This window comes from Rhodococcus yananensis, assembly GCF_020515525.1.
GTDB lineage: Bacteria > Actinomycetota > Actinomycetes > Mycobacteriales > Mycobacteriaceae > Rhodococcus > Rhodococcus yananensis.
This window is the reverse complement of record NZ_JAIYEP010000012.1, coordinates 38,776-57,273: the sequence shown is the minus strand read 5'-3', so window position 1 is coordinate 57,273 and position 18,498 is coordinate 38,776. Positions and strand designations below refer to the sequence as shown.

Annotated in this window: 19 protein-coding genes; 10 read left to right on the top strand and 9 right to left on the bottom strand. The window is 69.3% G+C overall.

Translation table 11 applies throughout. The annotated features are described in order from the left end of the window. Positions 1 to 13: 13 nt before the first annotated feature. The 3 genes from LDQ05_RS05220 (at position 14) to LDQ05_RS05210 (ending at position 2,325) form a co-directional block, all read left to right on the top strand. Positions 14 to 811, top strand: a complete 798-nt coding sequence (locus LDQ05_RS05220) for a crotonase/enoyl-CoA hydratase family protein (protein WP_226435856.1) — start codon at positions 14 to 16, stop codon at positions 809 to 811. A gap of 69 nt (positions 812 to 880) precedes the next feature. Continuing rightward, positions 881 to 1,642 (top strand): 3-hydroxyacyl-CoA dehydrogenase, encoded by a 762-nt coding sequence (locus tag LDQ05_RS05215; RefSeq protein ID WP_226435829.1) that lies wholly within the window; start codon positions 881 to 883, stop codon positions 1,640 to 1,642. A 29-nt stretch (positions 1,643 to 1,671) separates the two neighbouring features. Continuing rightward, positions 1,672 to 2,325 (top strand): TetR/AcrR family transcriptional regulator, encoded by a 654-nt coding sequence (locus LDQ05_RS05210; protein WP_226435828.1) that lies wholly within the window; start codon positions 1,672 to 1,674, stop codon positions 2,323 to 2,325. A gap of 43 nt (positions 2,326 to 2,368) precedes the next feature. On the opposite strand, the gene LDQ05_RS05205 is transcribed toward LDQ05_RS05210, so the two are convergent. After that, positions 2,369 to 3,331: an NAD(P)H-dependent flavin oxidoreductase gene (locus tag LDQ05_RS05205; RefSeq protein WP_226435827.1), complete on the bottom strand. Its 963-nt coding sequence runs from the start codon at positions 3,329 to 3,331 to the stop codon at positions 2,369 to 2,371. Positions 3,332 to 3,507: 176 nt separating this feature from the next. Here LDQ05_RS05205 and LDQ05_RS05200 point away from each other — a divergent pair, with 176 nt between their 5' ends. Beyond that, positions 3,508 to 3,669: a hypothetical protein gene (locus tag LDQ05_RS05200; RefSeq protein WP_226435826.1), complete on the top strand. Its 162-nt coding sequence runs from the start codon at positions 3,508 to 3,510 to the stop codon at positions 3,667 to 3,669. 58 nt (positions 3,670 to 3,727) lie between these two features. Here the strand turns inward: LDQ05_RS05200 and LDQ05_RS05195 are convergent, their stop codons facing one another. Both LDQ05_RS05195 and LDQ05_RS05190 read right to left on the bottom strand, forming a co-directional pair. Beyond that, positions 3,728 to 4,066: a metallopeptidase family protein gene (locus LDQ05_RS05195; protein ID WP_264184472.1), complete on the bottom strand. Its 339-nt coding sequence runs from the start codon at positions 4,064 to 4,066 to the stop codon at positions 3,728 to 3,730. Positions 4,067 to 4,079: 13 nt separating this feature from the next. After that, entirely contained in the window at positions 4,080 to 5,123 is a 1,044-nt protein-coding gene (locus LDQ05_RS05190) for a septum formation family protein (RefSeq protein ID WP_226435824.1), read from the bottom strand. Positions 5,124 to 5,170: 47 nt separating this feature from the next. Between LDQ05_RS05190 and LDQ05_RS05185 the strand changes: the two genes are divergently transcribed. After that, on the top strand, positions 5,171 to 5,581 hold the full coding sequence (locus tag LDQ05_RS05185; RefSeq protein WP_226435823.1) for an ankyrin repeat domain-containing protein: 411 nt from the start codon (positions 5,171 to 5,173) through the stop codon (positions 5,579 to 5,581). Between the two features lie 11 nt (positions 5,582 to 5,592). Beyond that, positions 5,593 to 6,855 carry a serine--tRNA ligase gene (gene serS, locus LDQ05_RS05180; RefSeq protein WP_226435822.1) on the top strand — a complete coding sequence of 421 codons (1,263 nt, stop codon included), beginning with the start codon at positions 5,593 to 5,595 and terminating at the stop codon, positions 6,853 to 6,855. Positions 6,856 to 6,961: 106 nt separating this feature from the next. On the opposite strand, the gene LDQ05_RS05175 is transcribed toward serS, so the two are convergent. Further along, the gene (locus LDQ05_RS05175; protein WP_264184471.1) at positions 6,962 to 7,378 is read right to left on the bottom strand and encodes a PaaI family thioesterase; all 417 of its coding nucleotides are present in this window, start codon (positions 7,376 to 7,378) and stop codon (positions 6,962 to 6,964) included. Between the two features lie 183 nt (positions 7,379 to 7,561). Between LDQ05_RS05175 and LDQ05_RS05170 the strand changes: the two genes are divergently transcribed. Together LDQ05_RS05170 and LDQ05_RS05165 are read left to right on the top strand one after the other, a co-directional pair. Then, on the top strand, positions 7,562 to 8,791 hold the full coding sequence (locus LDQ05_RS05170; RefSeq protein WP_226435855.1) for an MFS transporter: 1,230 nt from the start codon (positions 7,562 to 7,564) through the stop codon (positions 8,789 to 8,791). A 15-nt stretch (positions 8,792 to 8,806) separates the two neighbouring features. Next, positions 8,807 to 9,754: a hypothetical protein gene (locus LDQ05_RS05165; RefSeq protein WP_226435820.1), complete on the top strand. Its 948-nt coding sequence runs from the start codon at positions 8,807 to 8,809 to the stop codon at positions 9,752 to 9,754. On the opposite strand, the gene LDQ05_RS05160 is transcribed toward LDQ05_RS05165, so the two are convergent. From LDQ05_RS05160 to LDQ05_RS05145, 4 genes are all read right to left on the bottom strand, one after another. Next, positions 9,726 to 10,778 (bottom strand): alpha/beta hydrolase-fold protein, encoded by a 1,053-nt coding sequence (locus LDQ05_RS05160; RefSeq protein ID WP_226435819.1) that lies wholly within the window; start codon positions 10,776 to 10,778, stop codon positions 9,726 to 9,728. The two genes, LDQ05_RS05165 and LDQ05_RS05160, sit on opposite strands and share 29 nt — an antisense overlap. A 116-nt stretch (positions 10,779 to 10,894) precedes the next feature. Continuing rightward, positions 10,895 to 11,890, bottom strand: coding sequence for an ABC transporter substrate-binding protein (locus tag LDQ05_RS05155; protein ID WP_226435818.1), 996 nt, complete (start codon positions 11,888 to 11,890; stop codon positions 10,895 to 10,897). Positions 11,891 to 11,965: 75 nt separating this feature from the next. Then, positions 11,966 to 13,549, bottom strand: a complete 1,584-nt coding sequence (locus tag LDQ05_RS05150; protein ID WP_226435817.1) for a Rieske 2Fe-2S domain-containing protein — start codon at positions 13,547 to 13,549, stop codon at positions 11,966 to 11,968. Between the two features lie 55 nt (positions 13,550 to 13,604). Next, a complete protein-coding gene (locus tag LDQ05_RS05145; RefSeq protein WP_226435816.1) occupies positions 13,605 to 14,435 on the bottom strand; it encodes a hypothetical protein in 831 nt (276 codons plus the stop codon). Between the two features lie 78 nt (positions 14,436 to 14,513). On the opposite strand from LDQ05_RS05145, the gene LDQ05_RS05140 reads away from it, so the two are divergent. Together LDQ05_RS05140 and LDQ05_RS05135 are read left to right on the top strand one after the other, a co-directional pair. Further along, positions 14,514 to 15,326 (top strand): lysophospholipid acyltransferase family protein, encoded by an 813-nt coding sequence (locus tag LDQ05_RS05140; protein WP_226435815.1) that lies wholly within the window; start codon positions 14,514 to 14,516, stop codon positions 15,324 to 15,326. 4 nt (positions 15,327 to 15,330) lie between these two features. Continuing rightward, positions 15,331 to 16,152 carry an HAD family hydrolase gene (locus LDQ05_RS05135; protein ID WP_226435814.1) on the top strand — a complete coding sequence of 274 codons (822 nt, stop codon included), beginning with the start codon at positions 15,331 to 15,333 and terminating at the stop codon, positions 16,150 to 16,152. A gap of 21 nt (positions 16,153 to 16,173) precedes the next feature. On the opposite strand, the gene LDQ05_RS05130 is transcribed toward LDQ05_RS05135, so the two are convergent. Next, on the bottom strand, positions 16,174 to 18,309 hold the full coding sequence (locus LDQ05_RS05130) for an N-acetylmuramoyl-L-alanine amidase (protein WP_226435813.1): 2,136 nt from the start codon (positions 18,307 to 18,309) through the stop codon (positions 16,174 to 16,176). Between the last annotated feature and the right edge of the window lie 189 nt (positions 18,310 to 18,498).

Sequence of the window (18,498 nt, the reverse complement as noted above, 5' to 3'; positions counted from 1 at the left end):
CGTGAGGGGCACCATGGCCGACGAGACGACTGTAGAACCTGCCGCACTGTACGAGAAGCGCGGCGGCGTTGCGATCATCACCCTCAACCGGCCGAAGGCGCTCAACGCCGTCAACGGTGCGCTCTCGACCGCGCTCGGCAACCACCTCGAGCAGGCCGAGAACGACGACGAGGTGAGGGTCGTCGTGCTCACCGGCACCGGACGCGCATTCTGCGCCGGCGCCGACCTCAAGGCCATCGCGGCGGGGGAGGACACCTCCGCCCAGGGGCATCCGGAATGGGGCTTCGCCGGATACGTCCGGCACTGGGTCGGCAAGCCGACGATCGCCGCGGTCAACGGCTTCGCGCTCGGTGGCGGAACCGAGATCGTGCTCGCCAGCGACCTCGCGGTCGTCGACGAGGAGGCGAAACTCGGTCTGCCCGAGGTCAAGCGCGGACTCTTCGCCGCTGCCGGCGGCGTCATCCGCATCCAGCAGCAGGTTCCACTCAAGGTCGCCCTCGAGATCGCGCTCACCGGCGAACCCCTCTCCGCCGCGCAGGGCAAGGAGCTGGGTCTGGTCAACCGCGTCGCCCCCGCCGGGACGGCACTCGACGTCGCACTCGAACTCGCCGAGACGATCGCCGCCAATGCTCCGCTGTCCGTGCGGCATTCGAAGGCGATGATCCACCGCACCGCGAACTCGTCGGCGTGGGACGACGCGCCGTGGGCCGACAACGCCGAGGCGTTGAAGGTCGTCTTCGGAAGCGAAGACGCGATGGAAGGACCCCGCGCCTTCGCCGAGAAGCGCGAACCGGTCTGGAAGGGCCGCTGAGACACTCCGGCCGTGCGGTATCCGCCGCCGACACAATCCGATACACACCGTGATCCGAAGGGAACATTCATGATCGTCAACGACAGCGTCGCCGTCGTCACCGGAGGCGCCTCCGGTCTGGGCCTGGCCACCGTCAAGGCTCTCGTGGACGACGGCGCCACCGTCGTCATCATCGACCTGCCGTCCTCGAACGGTGAGACGATCGCCAAGGAACTCGGCGATCGCGTGCGGTTCGCGGCCGCCGACGTCACCGACGAGGCGGCCGTCACCGAGGCGCTCGATCTCGCCGAATCCCTGGGCCCGCTGCGCGTCGCCGTGAACTGCGCGGGCATCGGCAACGCCGTCAAGACCGTCAGCAAGAAGGGCGCATTCCCGTTCGACGACTTCAAGAAGGTCGTGAACGTCAACCTGTTCGGCACGTTCAACGTCATCCGCCTCGCCGCCGAGCGCATCGCGAAGACCGAGCCGATCGACGGTGAGCGCGGCGTCATCATCAACACCGCCTCGGTGGCGGCGTTCGACGGTCAGATCGGCCAGGCCGCGTACTCGGCCTCCAAGGGCGGTGTCGTCGGCATGACCCTGCCGATCGCCCGCGACCTCGCGTCGCTGCTGATCCGCGTCGTGACCATCGCGCCCGGCCTGTTCAAGACCCCGCTGCTCGGATCGCTGCCGGAGGAAGCGCAGAAGTCCCTCGGTGGGCAGGTTCCGCACCCCTCGCGCCTCGGTGATCCGGCCGAGTACGGCGCACTCGCCGCACACATCGTGTCCAACCCGATGCTCAACGGCGAGGTGATCCGTCTCGACGGCGCGATCCGCATGGCACCGCGCTGACCGACATCGGTGCGGGGAGAGGAGGGGCGATGACCGCGCGTGCCGACGCCGCGCCCGGCGACTGGCGGGTGTTCGCGCCGCTGCGGTACGACCCCATCCTCGAGCAGGCCCTGGAAGCGTTCAGCGAGAACGGATTCCACGGCACCAGCGTCCGCGACCTGGCGCGCCGGGTGGGCGTGACGGTGCCGGCGCTGTACTACCACTACGAGAACAAGGAAGCCGTTCTCGTCACGCTGCTCGACGCCGCCGTCCTCGACCTGATCGACCGCGTTCTCGCGGCGGTCACGGACGGCGGCGCCGACCCCGTTGCCCGATTCGGCAATGCGGTCGAGGCGATCGTGCTCAACATGACGCACCGGGCCAAGCGCTCGGGTCTGGATTCCGAACTGCGGCACGTCTCGCCGGAGAACCGCGCGACGTACGTCGCCAACCGCAAACGGCTCGAACTGATCATGCTCGATCTCGTCCGCGACGGGGTCGAGCACGGCGTGTTCGACGTCGACGATGTCGACGAGAGTGTTCGCGCCCTGCTCGGGATGCTGCAGTCCATCGCCCGCTGGTATCAGCGCGACGGTCCGTTGACGCCCGCGTCGGTCGCCGAGCGGTACGTCGACATCGCGCTGCGGGTGGTCGGATACGGAGCTCACGCACCACGGCCGACCGTGGGGAGCCGGAGCGAGTGAGCCGGTCACCGTCCGCAACGGGCGGTGACCGGCCCACCGCCGATCACAGCGACAGTCGCTCCCGCGCGGCCGCGTACTCGGCCGCCAGGCGCGCGACGACGTCCTTCGCCGGTACGACGGCGTCGACCGCACCGACGCCCTGGCCGGCGCCCCAGATGTCGCGCCACGCCTTCGCGGAGGAGTCGCGGTTCGAACCGAAGTTCATCGCCGACGGATCGGACTCGGCGAGATCGTCGGGGTCCAGCCCCGCCGCGACGATGCTGCCGCGCAGGTAGTTGCCGTGGACGCCGGTGAACAGGTTCGAGTACACGATGTCCGACGCGGTCGAGTCGACGATCATCTGCTTGTAGCGGTCGTCGGCGTTGGCCTCGTCGGTGGCGATGAACACCGAACCCGCGTACGCGAGATCGGCGCCGGCCGCCTGCGCGGCGAGCACGGCGTCGCCCGTCGCGATGGACCCGGACAGCAGCAGCGGGCCGTCGAACCAGGTGCGGATCTCCTGCAGCAGCGCGAACGGCGACTGGGTACCGGCGTGACCACCGGCGCCCGCCGCGACCGCGATCAGTCCGTCGGCGCCCTTCTCGATCGCCTTGCGCGCGAACCGGTCGTCGACGATGTCGTGCAGCACGATCCCGCCGTACGAGTGGACCGCCTCGTACACGTCGGTGCGGGCGCCGAGCGACGTGATGACGATCGGCACCTCGAACTCGACGACGGTCGCGAGGTCGGCTTCGAGTCGGTCGTTGGAACGATGCACGATCAGGTTCACCGCGTACGGCGCCGACGGGGAATCCGGGTTGTTCGCGTCGTGCTTGGCGAGCGCTTCGGTGATCTGGGTCAGCCAGTCCCGCAGTTGCGCGTGTGGTCGGGCGTTGAGCGACGGGAACGATCCGACGATCCCCGACGTGCACTGGGCGATGACGAGGTCGGGATTCGAGACGATGAACATCGGCGATGCCACGAGCGGCAGACGCAGGCGGTCCTTCAAGGCGGGGGGCAGGCTCATGGATTCTCCCGGTGGTCTGGGGTGGACGGATGCGGGTTCCCTACTGATGCCGAGCCTACGATCCCTGGCTTCATTTTGTAAACCCAGCCGGGGGTGGCGGGCTTCACGGCGCATCGTCCGGTTAAGGTTGGCGGGGTGCCGGTGCGGCGCCGCGTCGACCACGGAGGTAACGGGAAATGTTGGAACTGTTCGGCGTCATCGTCGTGTGGCTCACCGTCGCGATGGTCACCATCGGCTGCCTGCTGCTCGTGGTCGTGTCGACCTTCGCCCCGCACTTCCTGCAGTTCGGCGGCTCGAAGGAGACCGAGGTCGAGCGCAACACCCCGACCCGCTCGTAGCACCCCGACCGATACCACGCACCTCGGCCCGCTCACGGCGGGTGCAGCGACGGAGCGCCTAGCCCCAGCCCAGCTGGTGCAGGCGCTCCTCTTCGATGCCGAAATAGTGCGCGATCTCGTGCACCACGGTGACCGCCACCTCGTGCACCACGTCGTCGTCGGTGTCACAGATGTCGAGGATCGCGTCCCGGTAGATCGTGATGGTGTCCGGCAACGACCCCGCATAGTGGCTGTCGCGCTCGGTCAACGCGATCCCCTGGTAGAGGCCCAGCAGATCGGGTTCCTCCTCGTGCCGCGGTTCGACGAGCACCACCACATTGTCGATCGCCCGTGCCAGCTGTGGCGGAATCGAATCGAGCGCATCCATCACGAGTTCGTCGAAACGGTCCTCTCCCATCGACACGGCCACATCAGCCTCCGGGCAGGGGAGCGGCACCCGGCAGCGGCGTCGGCAACAGCCGGCCGTTGTCGTCCGGCGGCGGCACCGGCGGCTGACCGTCGATGAGGATGTCGCCCTTGGCGCTGCCGGTGATCGCGGCGAAACCACCACCTTCGACCTGCGTGCCGATCGAACAGTTCACCTTGCGACTACCCGCCAACCAGCTGTCGAAGTTCAGATTGTCCCAGAACAGCGTCAACGTCTTGTTGCGCAGCGCCTCCGGATCACCGAGGAACTCGTCGACCCGCGCCGTGCACGTCTCCTCGAGGAAAGCGTCCTGATCCTCGATGCTCGGCAGCGCATCGGGGAACCGTTCCGACAGGTCCACCACCGCCGCCACCTCGAACGCGTGCGGTTTCGCGCAGTCCACCGGATCGGCGGGCACCCCGTTGTTGATGCCGATGCACACACCCGGATCCCACGCCCGCGACTGATCCTGATCGGCGACCCGCCCCTCGATGGGCAGCAGATTTCCGGTGGTCGACGAGAACTGCAGCCCGCACCGCAGGGTACGTTCACCGGCCGCCCATCCCGCCTCACCCGGATTGATCAGGCCCACGCTGAACTTGCCGTGCGGATCGAACCGACCGCCCAGATAGTCCATCGCCGCCGGCGCGCACTGCTCGTCGCGCAACTGCGTGAACCGCGACACCGACGGGAATCGCGTTCCCGGTCCCCACTCCGCACCGGGGAACACGCTCAGATCGATGTCGGCCACCACCTCGAACAGGTGGCTCTGCTCGCAGTCCACCTTCGCGAGATCACTCGCGTCGAGCGCCGTCCACGTCAGGCAGTCGCCGCCGGTCGCCGTGCCGAATGCCTCCCCGGCCACCGCACCCGTCGTGACGACGCTGCCCGCGCCGCCGCCGTTGTCGTCGGCGCCCTGGAATCCGGCGACGACGAACGTCGCCACCGCGGCGAGGACCGCGCCCGCGGCGACGAACGCCAACGACCGGCGAGTCAGTCGCGCCGACGGGGGGCGGCGTTTCGGATGCTGCTTCTTCTCTTCGACCATCGCTGTCCATCATGCCCGGCCCGGCGCGTGCACGGTAACGTCGGTTCATGGCCGACGACCCGAGCGATCCCGGCACCGGGATCGATCCGCGCATCCAGGACATCGCCCAGCGCGTGTTCGACGCCGCCCGCGCGGGCGACGCCGACACCCTCGCCGCGTACCTCGACGCCGGGGTTCCGGTGAACCTCACGAACGGTACCGGCGACACCCTCGTCATGCTCGCCGCCTACCACGGGCATCCGGTCGCGGTGCAGGTCCTCGTCGACCACGGCGCGGACGTCGACCGACTCAACGATCGCGGCCAGTCGCCGCTCGCGGGCGCCGTCTTCAAGGGCGAGGAAGAGGTCGTGCGGATCCTCAGTGGCGCGGGCGCCGACCCCCGGCGCGGACACCCCACCGCGGCCGACGCGGCCGTCATGTTCGGGCGTGACGACTACCTGCAACTCTGGCAGCGGTAGGCTTCGATTCCGTGATCGACCTCAAGTTCCTCCGCGAGAACCCCGACACCGTTCGCGCCTCGCAGCGCACCCGAGGTGAAGACCCCGGCCTCGTCGACGCACTGCTCGACGCGGACGCCGCGCGTCGCGCCGCGGTGCTCGCCGGCGACAACGCCCGCGCCGAGCAGAAGGCACTGGGCAAGAAGGTCGGCAAGGCGTCCCCGGAAGAGCGGCCCGCGCTGCTCGACGGGGCGAAGGAACTCGCCGCGAAGGTGAAGGAACTCGAGGCCGAGCAGAACGCCGCGCAGGACGCCCTCGAGCGCGCCCATCTGGCGATCTCCAATGTCGTGCAGGACGGTGCTCCCGCCGGCGGCGAGGACGACTTCGTCACCCTCGACACCGTCGGCGACCTGCCCACCTTCGATTTCGAGCCGCAGGACCACCTCGCGCTCGGTGAATCGCTCGGACTGATCGACATGGAGCGCGGCGCGAAGGTGTCGGGCGCCCGGTTCTACTTCCTCACCGGCTACGGTGCGCTGCTGCAACTCGGCCTGCTGCAGCTCGCGGCGCAGAAGGCCACCGCCAACGGCTTCACCATGATGATCCCGCCGGTCCTCGTGCGCCCCGAGGTCATGCAGGGCACCGGCTTCCTCGGTCAGCACGCCGACGAGGTGTACCGGCTCGAGGAGGACGACCTGTATCTCGTGGGGACCTCGGAGGTACCGCTCGCCGGATACCACTCGGGTGAGATCCTCGACCTGTCGAAGGGCCCGAAGCGGTACGCGGGCTGGTCGTCGTGCTTCCGTCGCGAGGCCGGCAGCTACGGCAAGGACACCCGCGGCATTATCCGTGTGCACCAGTTCGACAAGGTCGAGATGTTCGTCTACTGCAAGCCGGAGGACGCCGCGGCCGAGCACCAGCGACTGCTGGCGTGGGAACGTGAGATGCTCGCCGCCATCGACGTGCCGTACCGCGTCATCGACGTCGCCGGCGGCGACCTCGGTTCGTCCGCGGCCCGCAAGTTCGACTGCGAAGCCTGGGTGCCCACCCAGCAGCGCTACCGCGAGTTGACGTCCACATCGAACTGCACGACCTTCCAGGCCCGTCGCCTCGGTGTCCGCTTCCGCGACGAGAACGGCAAGCCGCAGACCGCCGCGACCCTCAACGGCACCCTCGCCACCACCCGCTGGCTCGTCGCGTTGCTCGAGAACCACCAGCAGGCCGACGGCACCGTGAAGGTGCCCGAGGCGCTCGTCCCGTTCGTGGGCCGCGAGGTGCTCGAGCCCGTCGGCTGACGGTCGGCTCCGCCTCCGGTCGAGCGAATGTACCGCTTGCTCCATCGAGTCGAGTGAGCGATACATTCGCTCGGTCGCGCGGAGCGCGAAACAGCGAGCGGAGGGGTCAGCGCAGGATCATGCACGTCGTGGAGCCGGTGGCGATCAGCCGGCCCTCGTCGTCGCGGGCCTCGCCCCGCGCCGTGGCCGTACGTCGACCCGCGTGTTCGCAGAATCCCTGCACCCGCACGCGATGACCGGGTTGCACCGGTCGCAGGTATCGCACCTGCAGATCCAGCGTCGTATATCCGACACCCGGTTCGAGTGTGCTCGCCACCGCGAAACCCATGGCCGTGTCGAACATCGTCGCGAGGACACCACCGTGCACGCTGCCGACGGCGTTGGCGTGGAATTCCCGGGCCTCCATCGTCACCTCCACGAGTCCTTCGCGGGCGTCGGTGACGGTGAACCCGAGCGTGCGTGACGTGGGGTGGTGGGGGATGGTGCCGTCGATCAGTCCGCGCAGGAAGTCCACGCCCCGCATGTCGCGGTTCGCCGCCGACGTCGGAGCCGGATCGTCCCAGGTGTAGGTGCGCTGCCGATCGGGAATGCTGTGCTCGCTCACAGAGCGCAACCGTATCGGACCGAGGCCCACCACGTGACACGCGACACTTCGGTGTGCGAACCTGGACACATGCGTCGATGTTGATCGTCCCCCGCCGCTTCGCTGACCGCCCGCGCGGTCGCCTATTCGTCGACCCGTGAGTTCGTTCCGCTCTACGGGCTCTACGCGCTGCTGTTCGCCGACCACGGGCTGAGCACCGGCGCGATCTCCTCGCTCTTCGTCATCTGGTCGGTCGTCGCGTTCGTGTCGGAGGTTCCGTCGGGCGCGTGGGCCGACACGGTGTCGCGTCGCGGGCTGCTGTTCGGCAGCGGCGCTCTGGTCGCCGTCGCGTTCGCGCTGTGGATCCTGTGGCCCACCTACTGGGGTTTCGCCGCCGGATTCGCGCTGTGGGGCGTCGGTGAATCACTGAAGTCGGGGACGTTCGAGGCGCTCGTGTACGACGAACTCGCCGCGCTCGGCGCCGAACATCGCTACACCGCGACGATGGGGTACGCGAACGCCGGCGAGATGGTGTGCGTGTTCGTGGCGACGACGACGGCGGCGCCGCTGTACGACATCGGTGGCTATGCGCTGGTGGGATGGGTATCGGTCGCACTGATCGTCGCCAACACCGCGCTGGTGGCGACGTTGCCGTCGGCTCCGCGTACCGCGGACGCCGACGAGTTCGCGGGTGAGCGGTCGTTCGTGTCCCGCTACGTCGCGACGGTGCGCGCCGGTACCGGGGAGGTGCGCACCGACCGGGTGGTGCGTCGCGCGGTGCTGCTCGCCGCTGCGCTCCTCGCGTTCCTCGCGTTGGACGAGTACTTCGGTCTGCTCGCACGGGAGGGGGGTGCCGCCACCGAGCACGTGCCGTTGCTCGTCGCGTTGACGGTCGTCGGACAGGTGGTCGGTGCGGCGACCGCGGGCCTGACGGCCTCGATGGGAGGCGCGGCCGCCGGTGGCGTGGTGGTGACGGGGGCGGTCGCGCTCGCCGCGGGGTCTGTGCTCGGTGGGGTCACCGCCGTCGGGGTGACCGGGGTGCTCGGGTTCGTCGCGATCGGTGTGGGTTACGGCGCACTGCACAACGCGGCGATCGTGGCGGAGGCGCGGGTGCAGGAGACGATGTCGGGGCGGGCCCGCGCGACCGTCGCCTCCCTGGTGGGTCTCGTCAGCGAGGTGGTGTCGGTCACGGTGTATGCCGGGTTCGCGTTCGGGTCGGTGTGGTTTCCGTTGTGGGCGTCGATGGTCGCGACCGCGGTGTTGCTGCTCGGTGTGGGAATCGTGGCGGTGCGGTGGCTGCCCGCGACCGCCGGTTCGACGCGTTGCCCCTCAGTGGATTCTCAGTCGCATTGATTAGCGTGGGCAGCCATGCGTGCACGTCTGATTCCCCTGCTCACCGCCGTGTCCGGTCTCGCTCTCGTCACGACCGGCGCGACCTTCGCGTACCTCGACGAACCCGTCACGGAGGTCGTGGCGACGCAGCAGGACACCGACGGTGACGGCGTCGGTGACGCCCGCAGCAGCCTGCAGCAGGCGAGCCTGCCGTTGTCCGTTCTGGGTGGCGGTGTGGGGCAACTCACCGACGGCAGCCGACAACTCGACGACGGTGCCCAACAGCTGTCCGACGGGCTCGGGCAGGCCCGCGAAGGTGGACAGCAACTCGCCGACGGACTCGGGCAGCTCGACGGTGGAGTCGCCCTGCTCGGCGACGGTGCCTCGCAGGTCAGCGGCGGCGTCGACGAGGTCGTCACCCGGCTCACCGGCTTCGGGGAGATGCAGGGCAACGTCACCGGGCAGCTCACCTCGGTCGCCGGCACCCTCGCGCTCTCGCCGGACCCCGTGTCCCAGCAGGCCGCCGCCACGATCGGCGGCCTCGTCGAAACCCTGAACACCGAGGGCCTCGGACCGGACACCCTCGCCCAACTGGAACTGCTCCGCGACGGCGCCCGGCAACTCGCGTGGGAACTCACCGACCCCGAAGCCCAGTTCGTCGCCGGAATGAGTCAGGCAGCCGAGGGCTCGAGGCAGCTCCTCGACGGCCTGGTTCTCCTCGACGACGGTGGTCGCGCCCTCACCGACGGCACCGGCCAACTCGTCGACGGAGTCGGTCCCGTCGACAACGTCGTCAGGACGATCACCGAGAACGTGCGGACCGCCACCGATGCACTTCCGCAATCCGGTGGGCAGGACGAACAGGCGACGCAGGCGGCGGACGCCCCCGTCGACCGCAGCGCCTGGCCCTACGCGCTGATCGCGCTCGGCGCCGTCGTGCTCGTCGTCCCCGCGATCAGGCCCCTCGTGACCGCAAACGGCTGATCGATGCGGGGACCCGTTCCCGCCACTGCACCCAGTCGTGACCACCGGCGAACGTCCCGCACTGCACCGGATGCCCGGCCGCGCCCAGGCGTTCGCAGGCCTCGGTGACCTCGGCGACCATCATCCATTCGAGATCCCCGACCTCCACGAGCAGCGGCACCTCACCGCCCGCGTCGGCGTCGCCGAGGTCCAGCACACCGCGCTCCTGCTCGTCGTGCCACCACACGGACGGCGACAGGCAGGCGGCGCCCTCGACCACGTCGGGTCGGGTCAGTGCGAAGAACAACGAGGCCAGACCGCCGTACGAACAGCCCGACACGACGACCGGCCCGCCGACGAACGCGAGCAGTTCGTCACGGAACCGAGGATTCGCGGTCAGGTCCGTCGCCCGCACGTTCCGGTCGTGCCCGTCCGCGGACACGTGATCGACCACGACCACCCGCGCGGGCGGGTTCTCCACCTCGTCGAACGCGGCGAGCACGCGGTGCTTGCGCACCTGGTCGCCGTCGAACAACAGGACGGTCCCGCGACCGGGCCGTGGCGGCACGTAGGTGCCGACGCGCCGCGGGGTGCCGTCGAGCACCACGGTTTCCGACGTCAGCACACCCTCGGGGGACCGCCCGGTGCACAGCCGCTGTTCGGGTGCGTCCGGTGCGGCTCCCTCGCGGTCGCCGAGCGCGTTGCGACGGAACCCGATCCACCATTCGCGTGCGTCCTCACCGTCGGCCGGGCCGGTGACGGGGGTGTCCGTCGGGACGAACGTGTAGGCGCCGCGCCACCCGGCGGGCACCCGCACCGATCCGATCCACGCGCCCCCGTCCGTGTCGCGTCGCATCATGCCCTCGTCGAGGAGGCTGCGGTCGGTGACGCAGTTGACGTCGAGGAACACGGCGGTGGTGGCCGGGGGTAGTTCGTCGTCGCGCGCGGTGAACGTCGCGATCCAGCCGTCACCGTCGCGGGTGAACACGGGTCCGGCGGAACGCTCGGCGAGCGACACCGCGGCGGCCGCGGCGGGGACGGGCACCGACAGGTGGGGTGCCGGCTTCCGCGCGCGTGGCGACGGCGTCGGCGCGACCGCGTTACCGGACACCGTGCTCGAGGACGCCGTGTTCGATGACGCCGCGTTCCCGGACACCCGGCTCAGGCCTCGCCGCGGACGGCGGCCGCGATCTTCTCGGGGAGCTGCTCACCGAGCCACGTCATGCTGAGCAGGCTCGTGGAACGGAACGCCCGCCACTCCTCGTCGGTGGGCAGGTAGTGATGGCCGCCCTGCACGACGTTCAGCGACGTGAACACCGGCATCGCGGCGTACGCGTCGGCGAGCGCGGCGTTCGGGAAGTATCCGACGAGGACGTCCGCCTCGAGCAGGTTGAAGTTCTCGGGACTGAGCTGGCTGTCGTTGCCCGCGGCGACGTACTGCTCGGTGGGTTCGGACGGAACGAGCCCGAGACCGGCGAGGAGCTGCGCGGTCGCCGAATCCGGACCGGTCAGCAGGCCCGCCTGATCGGGGGAGTGCAGCAGCGACACCACGTACGTCGCGCCCTGCAGTTCCGGGTGCTCCTGCGCAGCCGCCTCCAGGTTGCTCTGGACGGCGTCGATCCGCGCGTCGATCTCGTCGCGCGCACCGAACAGGTCGGCGACGCGCTGCGCCTGCTGCGACCACGAGTCCTCGCTGTCCGCGGACGCGGCGGTCAGGGTCGGCGCGATCGCGGCGAGCTGCTCGTGCAGGCCCGCATCCACGGCGAGCCCGGTCGCGAGGATCAGATCGGGGTCGTAGGAGGCGATCTCCTCGACGGGAACGTCGGTGGTGAAGTCGAGCAGCGGGGGTACCTCGCCGCCGAGGTCGTCGATCGCGGCTTCCGTCCACGGCATGACCGGCTTGACGACGGACTGGGCCATCGCGACGGGAACGACGCCCACGGCGAGCGCCGCGTCGTTGTCGGAGACCGACAGCGTCACGACACGCTCCGGGGTGCCCTCGACGGTGACCTCGCCGAACTGGTCCTCGACGGTGACGGAGGTGTTCTCCGGGGACGCGGAGTCGGCCGATGTGTCCGAGTCGGACGACCCGGAACACGCGGCGGTGAACAGCAGCGGGACCGCAATCAGCGATGCCGTCAGGCGGGTGAGCTTCACGAACGGACCTCTCGTCGAGAAATCAACGGAGGTCAGCCTAACCTGCCTGAACCGCACGATCCGTGGAGGTCGTCGTCACATCTTGCTGCAGCGCAACTCGTGGCCCTTCGACGTCTTGCACCGGCCCGTCTCCAGATCCCACTGCCAGCCGTGCAGGTTGCAGGTCAGCGTGGTTCCGTCCACGACACCGAACTTCGACAGGTCCGCCTTGAGGTGCGGGCACCGCCGCTGGATCTCGTAGCCGCCCAGTTCGATCGACGCCGAATCGTCGTGGGCCTCGGCGAACCAGCCGTCGGCGTACGCGATGCGCTCGTCCGTGAGGCACTTGAAGAACGTGTAGAGGAACTCGTTGTAGCCGCCGATCCGCCAGGCCGTGAACCGGGTGGACAGGAAGATCGTGTTCACCCAGTCGGGTTCGTCGTCGCGCAGCACGGTGCGCACCAGTTCCGGCGCGATCCGGAACCCGTAGCGGTACTTGCCCTCACCGTCGATCGGCTCACGCACGATCCGCTTCGGAAAGTCCAGGACGACGGTCTCGTCGCCCATCACCAGACCCACCGGGTAGCCGATGCCATCGCAGATCAGATCGGACTGCGCCATGATCGGCTCGAACTTCGCCTTCAGTCCGGGCAGCAGCGGCTCGCCGTCGGCGGGCGCCCACTTCGCCTTCTGCGCAGCGATGACCGGCGCGAAACGCTGTGCCATGTCCTCGATGTACGCGGCCTTGTCGGTGAAGATCGCGTCGACCTGCTCGTCGGGGACCGGATGGGTGAGGGTCATCGTGTCGCTGCCCGTCAGGTCCACCGTCGATCCGGGGATCATCAGCAGCCCGCCGTCGCGGCCGTGGATGCGCAACTGCTCGAGGAACACGATCTGGTCGGGGAAGATGTTGCCCTCGTCGCCGTGATCGTCGTTGAGATCACGCAGATCGTCGTCGAGGAACACCGGCGGACCGGCGGACGGCACGATCCACGTCGCCCCGACCTGCTCGATGTAGCTGCGGCAGCGGTCCATGCCGCGCTGCCGCTTCTGCTTGCCGAAGTTGGCCTTCGTCCTCTTCGGGATGTCGTACACCATCGGGTACCAGATCGCACCCGAGTACTGCAGCAGGTGGATGTCGATGTGACCGAACGCGTCGAGCATCGGATCCATGTCGATCGGCCGCGCGTCGTTCATGTTGAACACCGTCGTGGTGCCGTCGGCCACCACCAGACCCGAGTCGCCGATCGGGCCGTCGGCGGGCGCCCGCAACGCGATGATCATGATGTCGAGTTCGCCCGGGCCCAGAGGCGCGTCGTCCCCGGCGACGAGTTCACCGGCGCGGACCCGGTGTTTGACCGAGTCGGTGGTCTCCACGAACTTGGTGAACCCGAGCGACTCGAGCTCGCGGCGCAGGTCCGGCACCGGATAGTCCGGCAACAGCACCGTCGCGTCCTTGCGGACGTGATCGCGCAGCGTGTCCGGATCGAAATGGTCCTTGTGCAGGTGCGAGACGTACAGGTAGTCGACGTTCCCGAGGGTGTCCCAGTCGAGGCCGGTGTTGTCGGGGAACGGAACCCACGACGCGAAGTACGCGGGTGTCACCCACGGGTCGCACAGGATCGATCCCGCTTCGGTCTGGATGTGGAACCCGGCGTGTCCGACGCTGGTGATCTGCACTTCGTAGCCTCCCTGAACTGCTGACCGACGTGCCTACCAGGGTAGGCGGCGCCGATCAGTCCACTGCGCCCAGGCAGTACCCGTTCGACCCGGTGGTGACGTAGACGTCCAGGTTGCGGGACGTTTCTGCCTCGATCACCGGAATCGTCACACTGCCGTACACGTCGTCCAGAGGCGTGAAGGTCGCGGATTCGGCGTCGAAGGTCGTGACGGCATCCAGCACGCTCGGGTCGGCGGACATCGGCGGAACATCCGGGTATCCGCTGCCCCAGGGATCCCAGATCGCGCGTGCCTCGCACACCAGGGGGTAGTTCTCCTCGGCGTCCTGCGGCGATACCGGGTCGCCGGTGACGCGCCCGAGGAAGCGCGTCACGGCGTGGATCGCGTCCGCGCCGGTGTAGATGTCCTCGCCGTCGTGATGGATGTACGGGCACGCGTACCCGGAGGCGATCTCGCTGCGCAGCACCGACACGGCGACACCGTCCGGGGAGGACCACGTGGCCGTGTACTGCCCGTCGGAGCCGGGGCGCGTCACGGCCGCGGTGATCGCATCGACGTCGTCGTACATCTGTGCGGCGCGTTCGGGTGCGATCGTCCAGCAGCGCGCCGCGACGTCGTTCCCGGCGACGAGGTCGTCCACCCACGACTGCAGCGCGGCGGTGGCCGCGGCGTTTCCCGGCACATCACCGACCCGCACCGCTCCGGTGGTGTCGGCGGCGGCGCTGCCCTCCGGGTCGGTGGTGTCGGCGGCCGCCGTCGTCGTGGGCGGAGGGTCGGTGGGGATGCCCGACTGTCCGTCGCCCTCGCAGCCCGCGACGGACAGTGTCACCGCGACGGCGAGGCCGCACAGGGCGAGTCGTCGGGTCGTGCGGGTCGTCGCGGCCATACGGAGGTTCCCCCTCTGGATGTACGGGTGGGTGCACAGGGTCGGCTCGGATCGACCGACCCGGCTACGCTAGCCGACGTGGAACCCTTCTACCGGACCATCATCGGAGTGGCTCGAACACTCTTCGCGGCTCAGGGCCTGAAATTCACGATCACCGGGGAAGAACACATCCCGGCGACGGGGGGCGCGGTCATCGCGATGAATCACACGGGCTACATGGACTTCACGTACGCGGGGATTCCCGCGCGCGCCACCAAACGCTACATCCGGTTCATGGCGAAGAAGGAGGTCTTCGACAACAAGATCTCCGGACCGATGATGCGCACGATGCGGCACATCCCCGTCGATCGCGGTGACGCCGGCGACTCCTACCGGCTCGCGGTGCAGGCGTTGCGCGCCGGCGAACTCGTCGGTGTGTTCCCCGAGGAAACCATCAGCCGCAGCTTCGAACTGAAGGCGTTCCGCTCGGGTGCCGCGCGCATGGCGCTGGAAGCGGGTGTCCCGGTGATCCCGATGGTGCTGTGGGGATCGCAGCGGGTGTGGACGAAGGGGCATCCCAAGCGTCTCGGACGGACCAACACCCCCATCACCATCAAGGTGGGCGCCCCGATCGCGCCGTACGAACCGGCCGCGGACATGACCGCCGAACTGCACACCGTGATGGAGAAGATGCTCCACGAGGTGCAGCAGGGCTACACCCACGAGCCGGGCGCCCACTGGGTGCCGCAGCGGCTCGGCGGCTCGGCCCCGAGCCTCGAGGAGGCGAACGCCGAGGACGAGCGGGTCGCGGCGGAGCGTCGCGCCCGCAAGGAACAGGCACGTCAGGAGAAGGAACGTCTCGAGCGCGGGGGTCGGCCCGGCGACACCGGCACCGGCGGTTCGGCACAATGACCGGGTGAGCCCTCAGCGTCCCGACCTCGTCGCATCCGATGTCGACGGCACCCTGATCGACGACACCGAGCGGGTGTCGGCGCGGACCCGCGCCGCCGTCCACGCGGTGGTCGACTCGGGGACCCCGTTCGTTCTGGCGACGGGACGCCCACCGCGATGGATCGCCCCCGTCGTCGAAGGGTTGCAGTACGCGCCGCTGGCGGTGTGCGCCAACGGCGCGGTCCTCTACGACAGCGCATCCGATCGGGTGCTCAGCGCCGCGGTGCTCGTTCCCGACGAGTTGGCGTGGCTCGAGGAGGTCGCGTCGACGGTGCTGCCCGGATGCGGGTTGGCCGCCGAACGGATCGGGGAGAGTGCGCACGACGCCGCGACCCCCCAGTTCGTGAGCTCACCCGGCTACGAGCACGCGTGGCTGAATCCGGAGACGACGGAACTGGCGACGCACGACGTGATCGCGGAACCGGCGATCAAACTGTTGATCCGGCTGCCGGGCGCGTCGAGCCGCGACATGGCCGAGGCACTGCTGCCGAAACTGCACGGCCTCGTCGACCTGACGTATTCGACCGACAACGGGCTGATCGAGATCTCGGCGGCCGGCGTGACGAAGGCGTCCGGTCTGCGGGAGGCCGCCCGACACCTGGGGGTGTCGGTGGAGCGGCTCGCGGCGTTCGGAGACATGCCCAACGACATTCCGATGCTGTCGTTGGCGCGTCACGGGGTGGCGATGGAGAACGCGCATCCGGACGCGAAGACCGCCGCGGACGAAGTCACTGCCACCAACGTCGAGGACGGGGTCGCCCGCGTGCTCGAACGTTGGTGGCAGTGACTCGTTTCCGGTGGTCGCGGGTCAGCCCGCGGGTACCGGTTCGGGTGCCGGCGCGGCGTCGGGAGCCGGTGCAGGTGCGGCCTCGGGTGCGGGTGCCGGTGCAGCCTCCGGGGCTGGTGCGGGGGCGCCCTCCGGTACCGGTGCAGCCTCCGGGGCGACGTGCGTCGCAGCGGCGGGCTGTTCCTGCATCGAATCCTCGTAGGCGTCGTTGTAGGCGCGCAGCACCTTCGTGACGACACCCGTCACCTCGTTGAAGATCAACGATCCGAACTCGAAGTCCGACCGCCAACCGTCCGGTACCCGGTACTCGTCGCTGGTGGGCAACCCCAGCTCACCAGCATCGAGTCCGCTCTTCTGCCAGGCCTCGTAGATCTTGCCGAGCACGGTCCACACGCCCCCGTTCGGTGAGGTGTAGATCGCGCCGTTGACGAAGTCGGCGTGTTCGAACCCGCCCTTGGCGGGAAGGATCCCCGTCGTCGCGGCACCGAGCCGACCCGTCTCACCGCCCTCGGCGACCCACTTCTGGGCGAGCGGGTTGTTGTCGGCGAGCCGCAGCAGTTCCTGGACGAGGTCCTGCACGTTCTGCACGGTCTCCGACGATCCGGTGGCGGCGGGAGCTCCCGCCGACGTGTCGGGGACCGAATCGCGCGTCTGCGGACCAGTCGCCGGTGAGGGGCTCGTGCCCTTCGCCGTGGACGCGGCGATCTGGCGGATGCGGTCCATCTGCGCGTAGCCGGCGTCGCCGGGGCAACTGGTCAGCCCGACGTCGCGGTGAGCGAAGATGATCGGCAGGTCCACGGATGCGCCCTGCGGGTACGCCGTGAACGAGGTGCCCTCGGAGTACATCGTGGTGTGGCCGAGCGGATCGAGTCCCGCCTTGGCGAGCCGCCAGCCGAGGAACTTCCCGACCGCCTCGACGGTCGCGTCGCTCGGTGCGACCGACGTGTAGTCGCCCATCATCGCGATGCCCATGGTGTTCTCGTTGAAGCCACCGGCGTGGGCGCCCTGCACGTTGCGGTCGAGGCCACCTGCGCGGCCTTCGAAGATCTGCCCGTACTTGTCGACGAGCACGTTGTATCCGACATCGCACCAGTTCAGGGTCTGCGCGTGGTACGCGTAGATCGCGCGCACGATCCCGGCGGATTCGGCCTTGGAGTAGTCGTTGCTGCCGGCGGTGTGGTGCACGGTGGCGCCGCCCAGCGAGTCGTCGTAGGTCGGGTCGTCGCAGCGCAGCGACTCGTCGGCGCCCCACAGTGAGCGGGAGATGACCTTCAGTCCGCTCGAGACGGGCTCGGCGATGTCGGAGAGCTGCCCGTCCATGGGGCCCGTCCCCGGGTCGATGAGCACGGCGCTGACGCTGTCGGCGATCGCGCGGGCAGGGTCCTCCGAACGCAGGGGTCGCGACGACGACGCGGGCACGTACCCGAGTTCGGGTGTGTCGGCGGCGGGTGCGGCGACGGGCACGGGGCCTTCGTCGACCGGTGCGGGTGCCTCTGACGGCGCCTCCGCCGGTGCGGGTGCCTCGGCCGGCGCTTCGGGGTCTGGGGCGGGCTCCCGTTCCTCGGGGGGAGCTTCGGCGCCGGCCAGCGTGGGTTCCGGACCCGGGCGCGGCGTGAGCAGGACCTGCACGGCCTTCGTCGCACCGACGAAGATCGGTTCGGTGCCGTGTCGCACGTCGGTCGAGGTGTCGTTGCGGGCGGTCTCGATGGGTTCCGTCGCGCTCCACGGACCCCAGGTGCCGTCGTCGTTCTGCGCGCGGATCAGGGCGTCGGTGTCGGCGACGTCGCTCGCGGCCAGCGCGATCATGCTGAACGGGGCGTCGCGTGTCAGTTCCTTGACGACCGCGCCGATCCGGTCGACGGGGCCGCCACCCGGGTCGGGGGCCGTCGTGATCTGCGGTATCCCGCGGGCGAGTTCCTTCAGGCTCAGGTCGGGAAGGTTGAGCCCGGTCAGTTCCTCGATCGGGATGACGATGTCGGGTACCGACGCGAGCACGACCTCGGCGATGACCGGGGCGATCGCGTCGACGGTGTCGTTCGCCGGTCGGATGTCGGCGCTGTCGGTGCCGGAGAGACCGGACACCGCGAACGGTGTTGCGGCGGCCAGGGCGGCGACGGCAGCCAGGACGATCGACGGCTTGGGGCGGCGATGCGGCACTGTGTGCTTCTCCCTGTTCGTTGGCGTGGTCTCGGTGGTCCTCTCAGGGGCGAATCCTTCGACGTCGACCGGCTTCCCGTGTGGAAACGGCACCGGTGACCGACAAGTTGTGATGCCCTTGTTACTGATGTGACTTCTGTTGCGCTACTCGGTCACTCTTGTCACACTAGTCGCAGAAAACCATAACCC

What these genes read in the sequence shown, in the direction of transcription:
- LDQ05_RS05220 (WP_226435856.1), top strand. Translation starts at nt 14, where the DNA reads ATGGCCGACGAGACGACTGTAGAACCTGCCGCACTGTACGAGAAGCGC.
- LDQ05_RS05215 (WP_226435829.1), top strand. Translation starts at nt 881, where the DNA reads ATGATCGTCAACGACAGCGTCGCCGTCGTCACCGGAGGCGCCTCCGGT.
- LDQ05_RS05210 (WP_226435828.1), top strand. Translation starts at nt 1,672, where the DNA reads ATGACCGCGCGTGCCGACGCCGCGCCCGGCGACTGGCGGGTGTTCGCG.
- LDQ05_RS05205 (WP_226435827.1), bottom strand. Translation starts at nt 3,331, where the DNA reads ATGAGCCTGCCCCCCGCCTTGAAGGACCGCCTGCGTCTGCCGCTCGTG.
- LDQ05_RS05200 (WP_226435826.1), top strand. Translation starts at nt 3,508, where the DNA reads ATGTTGGAACTGTTCGGCGTCATCGTCGTGTGGCTCACCGTCGCGATG.
- LDQ05_RS05195 (WP_264184472.1), bottom strand. Translation starts at nt 4,066, where the DNA reads ATGGGAGAGGACCGTTTCGACGAACTCGTGATGGATGCGCTCGATTCG.
- LDQ05_RS05190 (WP_226435824.1), bottom strand. Translation starts at nt 5,123, where the DNA reads ATGGTCGAAGAGAAGAAGCAGCATCCGAAACGCCGCCCCCCGTCGGCG.
- LDQ05_RS05185 (WP_226435823.1), top strand. Translation starts at nt 5,171, where the DNA reads ATGGCCGACGACCCGAGCGATCCCGGCACCGGGATCGATCCGCGCATC.
- LDQ05_RS05175 (WP_264184471.1), bottom strand. Translation starts at nt 7,378, where the DNA reads ATGCGGGGCGTGGACTTCCTGCGCGGACTGATCGACGGCACCATCCCC.
- LDQ05_RS05165 (WP_226435820.1), top strand. Translation starts at nt 8,807, where the DNA reads ATGCGTGCACGTCTGATTCCCCTGCTCACCGCCGTGTCCGGTCTCGCT.
- LDQ05_RS05145 (WP_226435816.1), bottom strand. Translation starts at nt 14,435, where the DNA reads ATGGCCGCGACGACCCGCACGACCCGACGACTCGCCCTGTGCGGCCTC.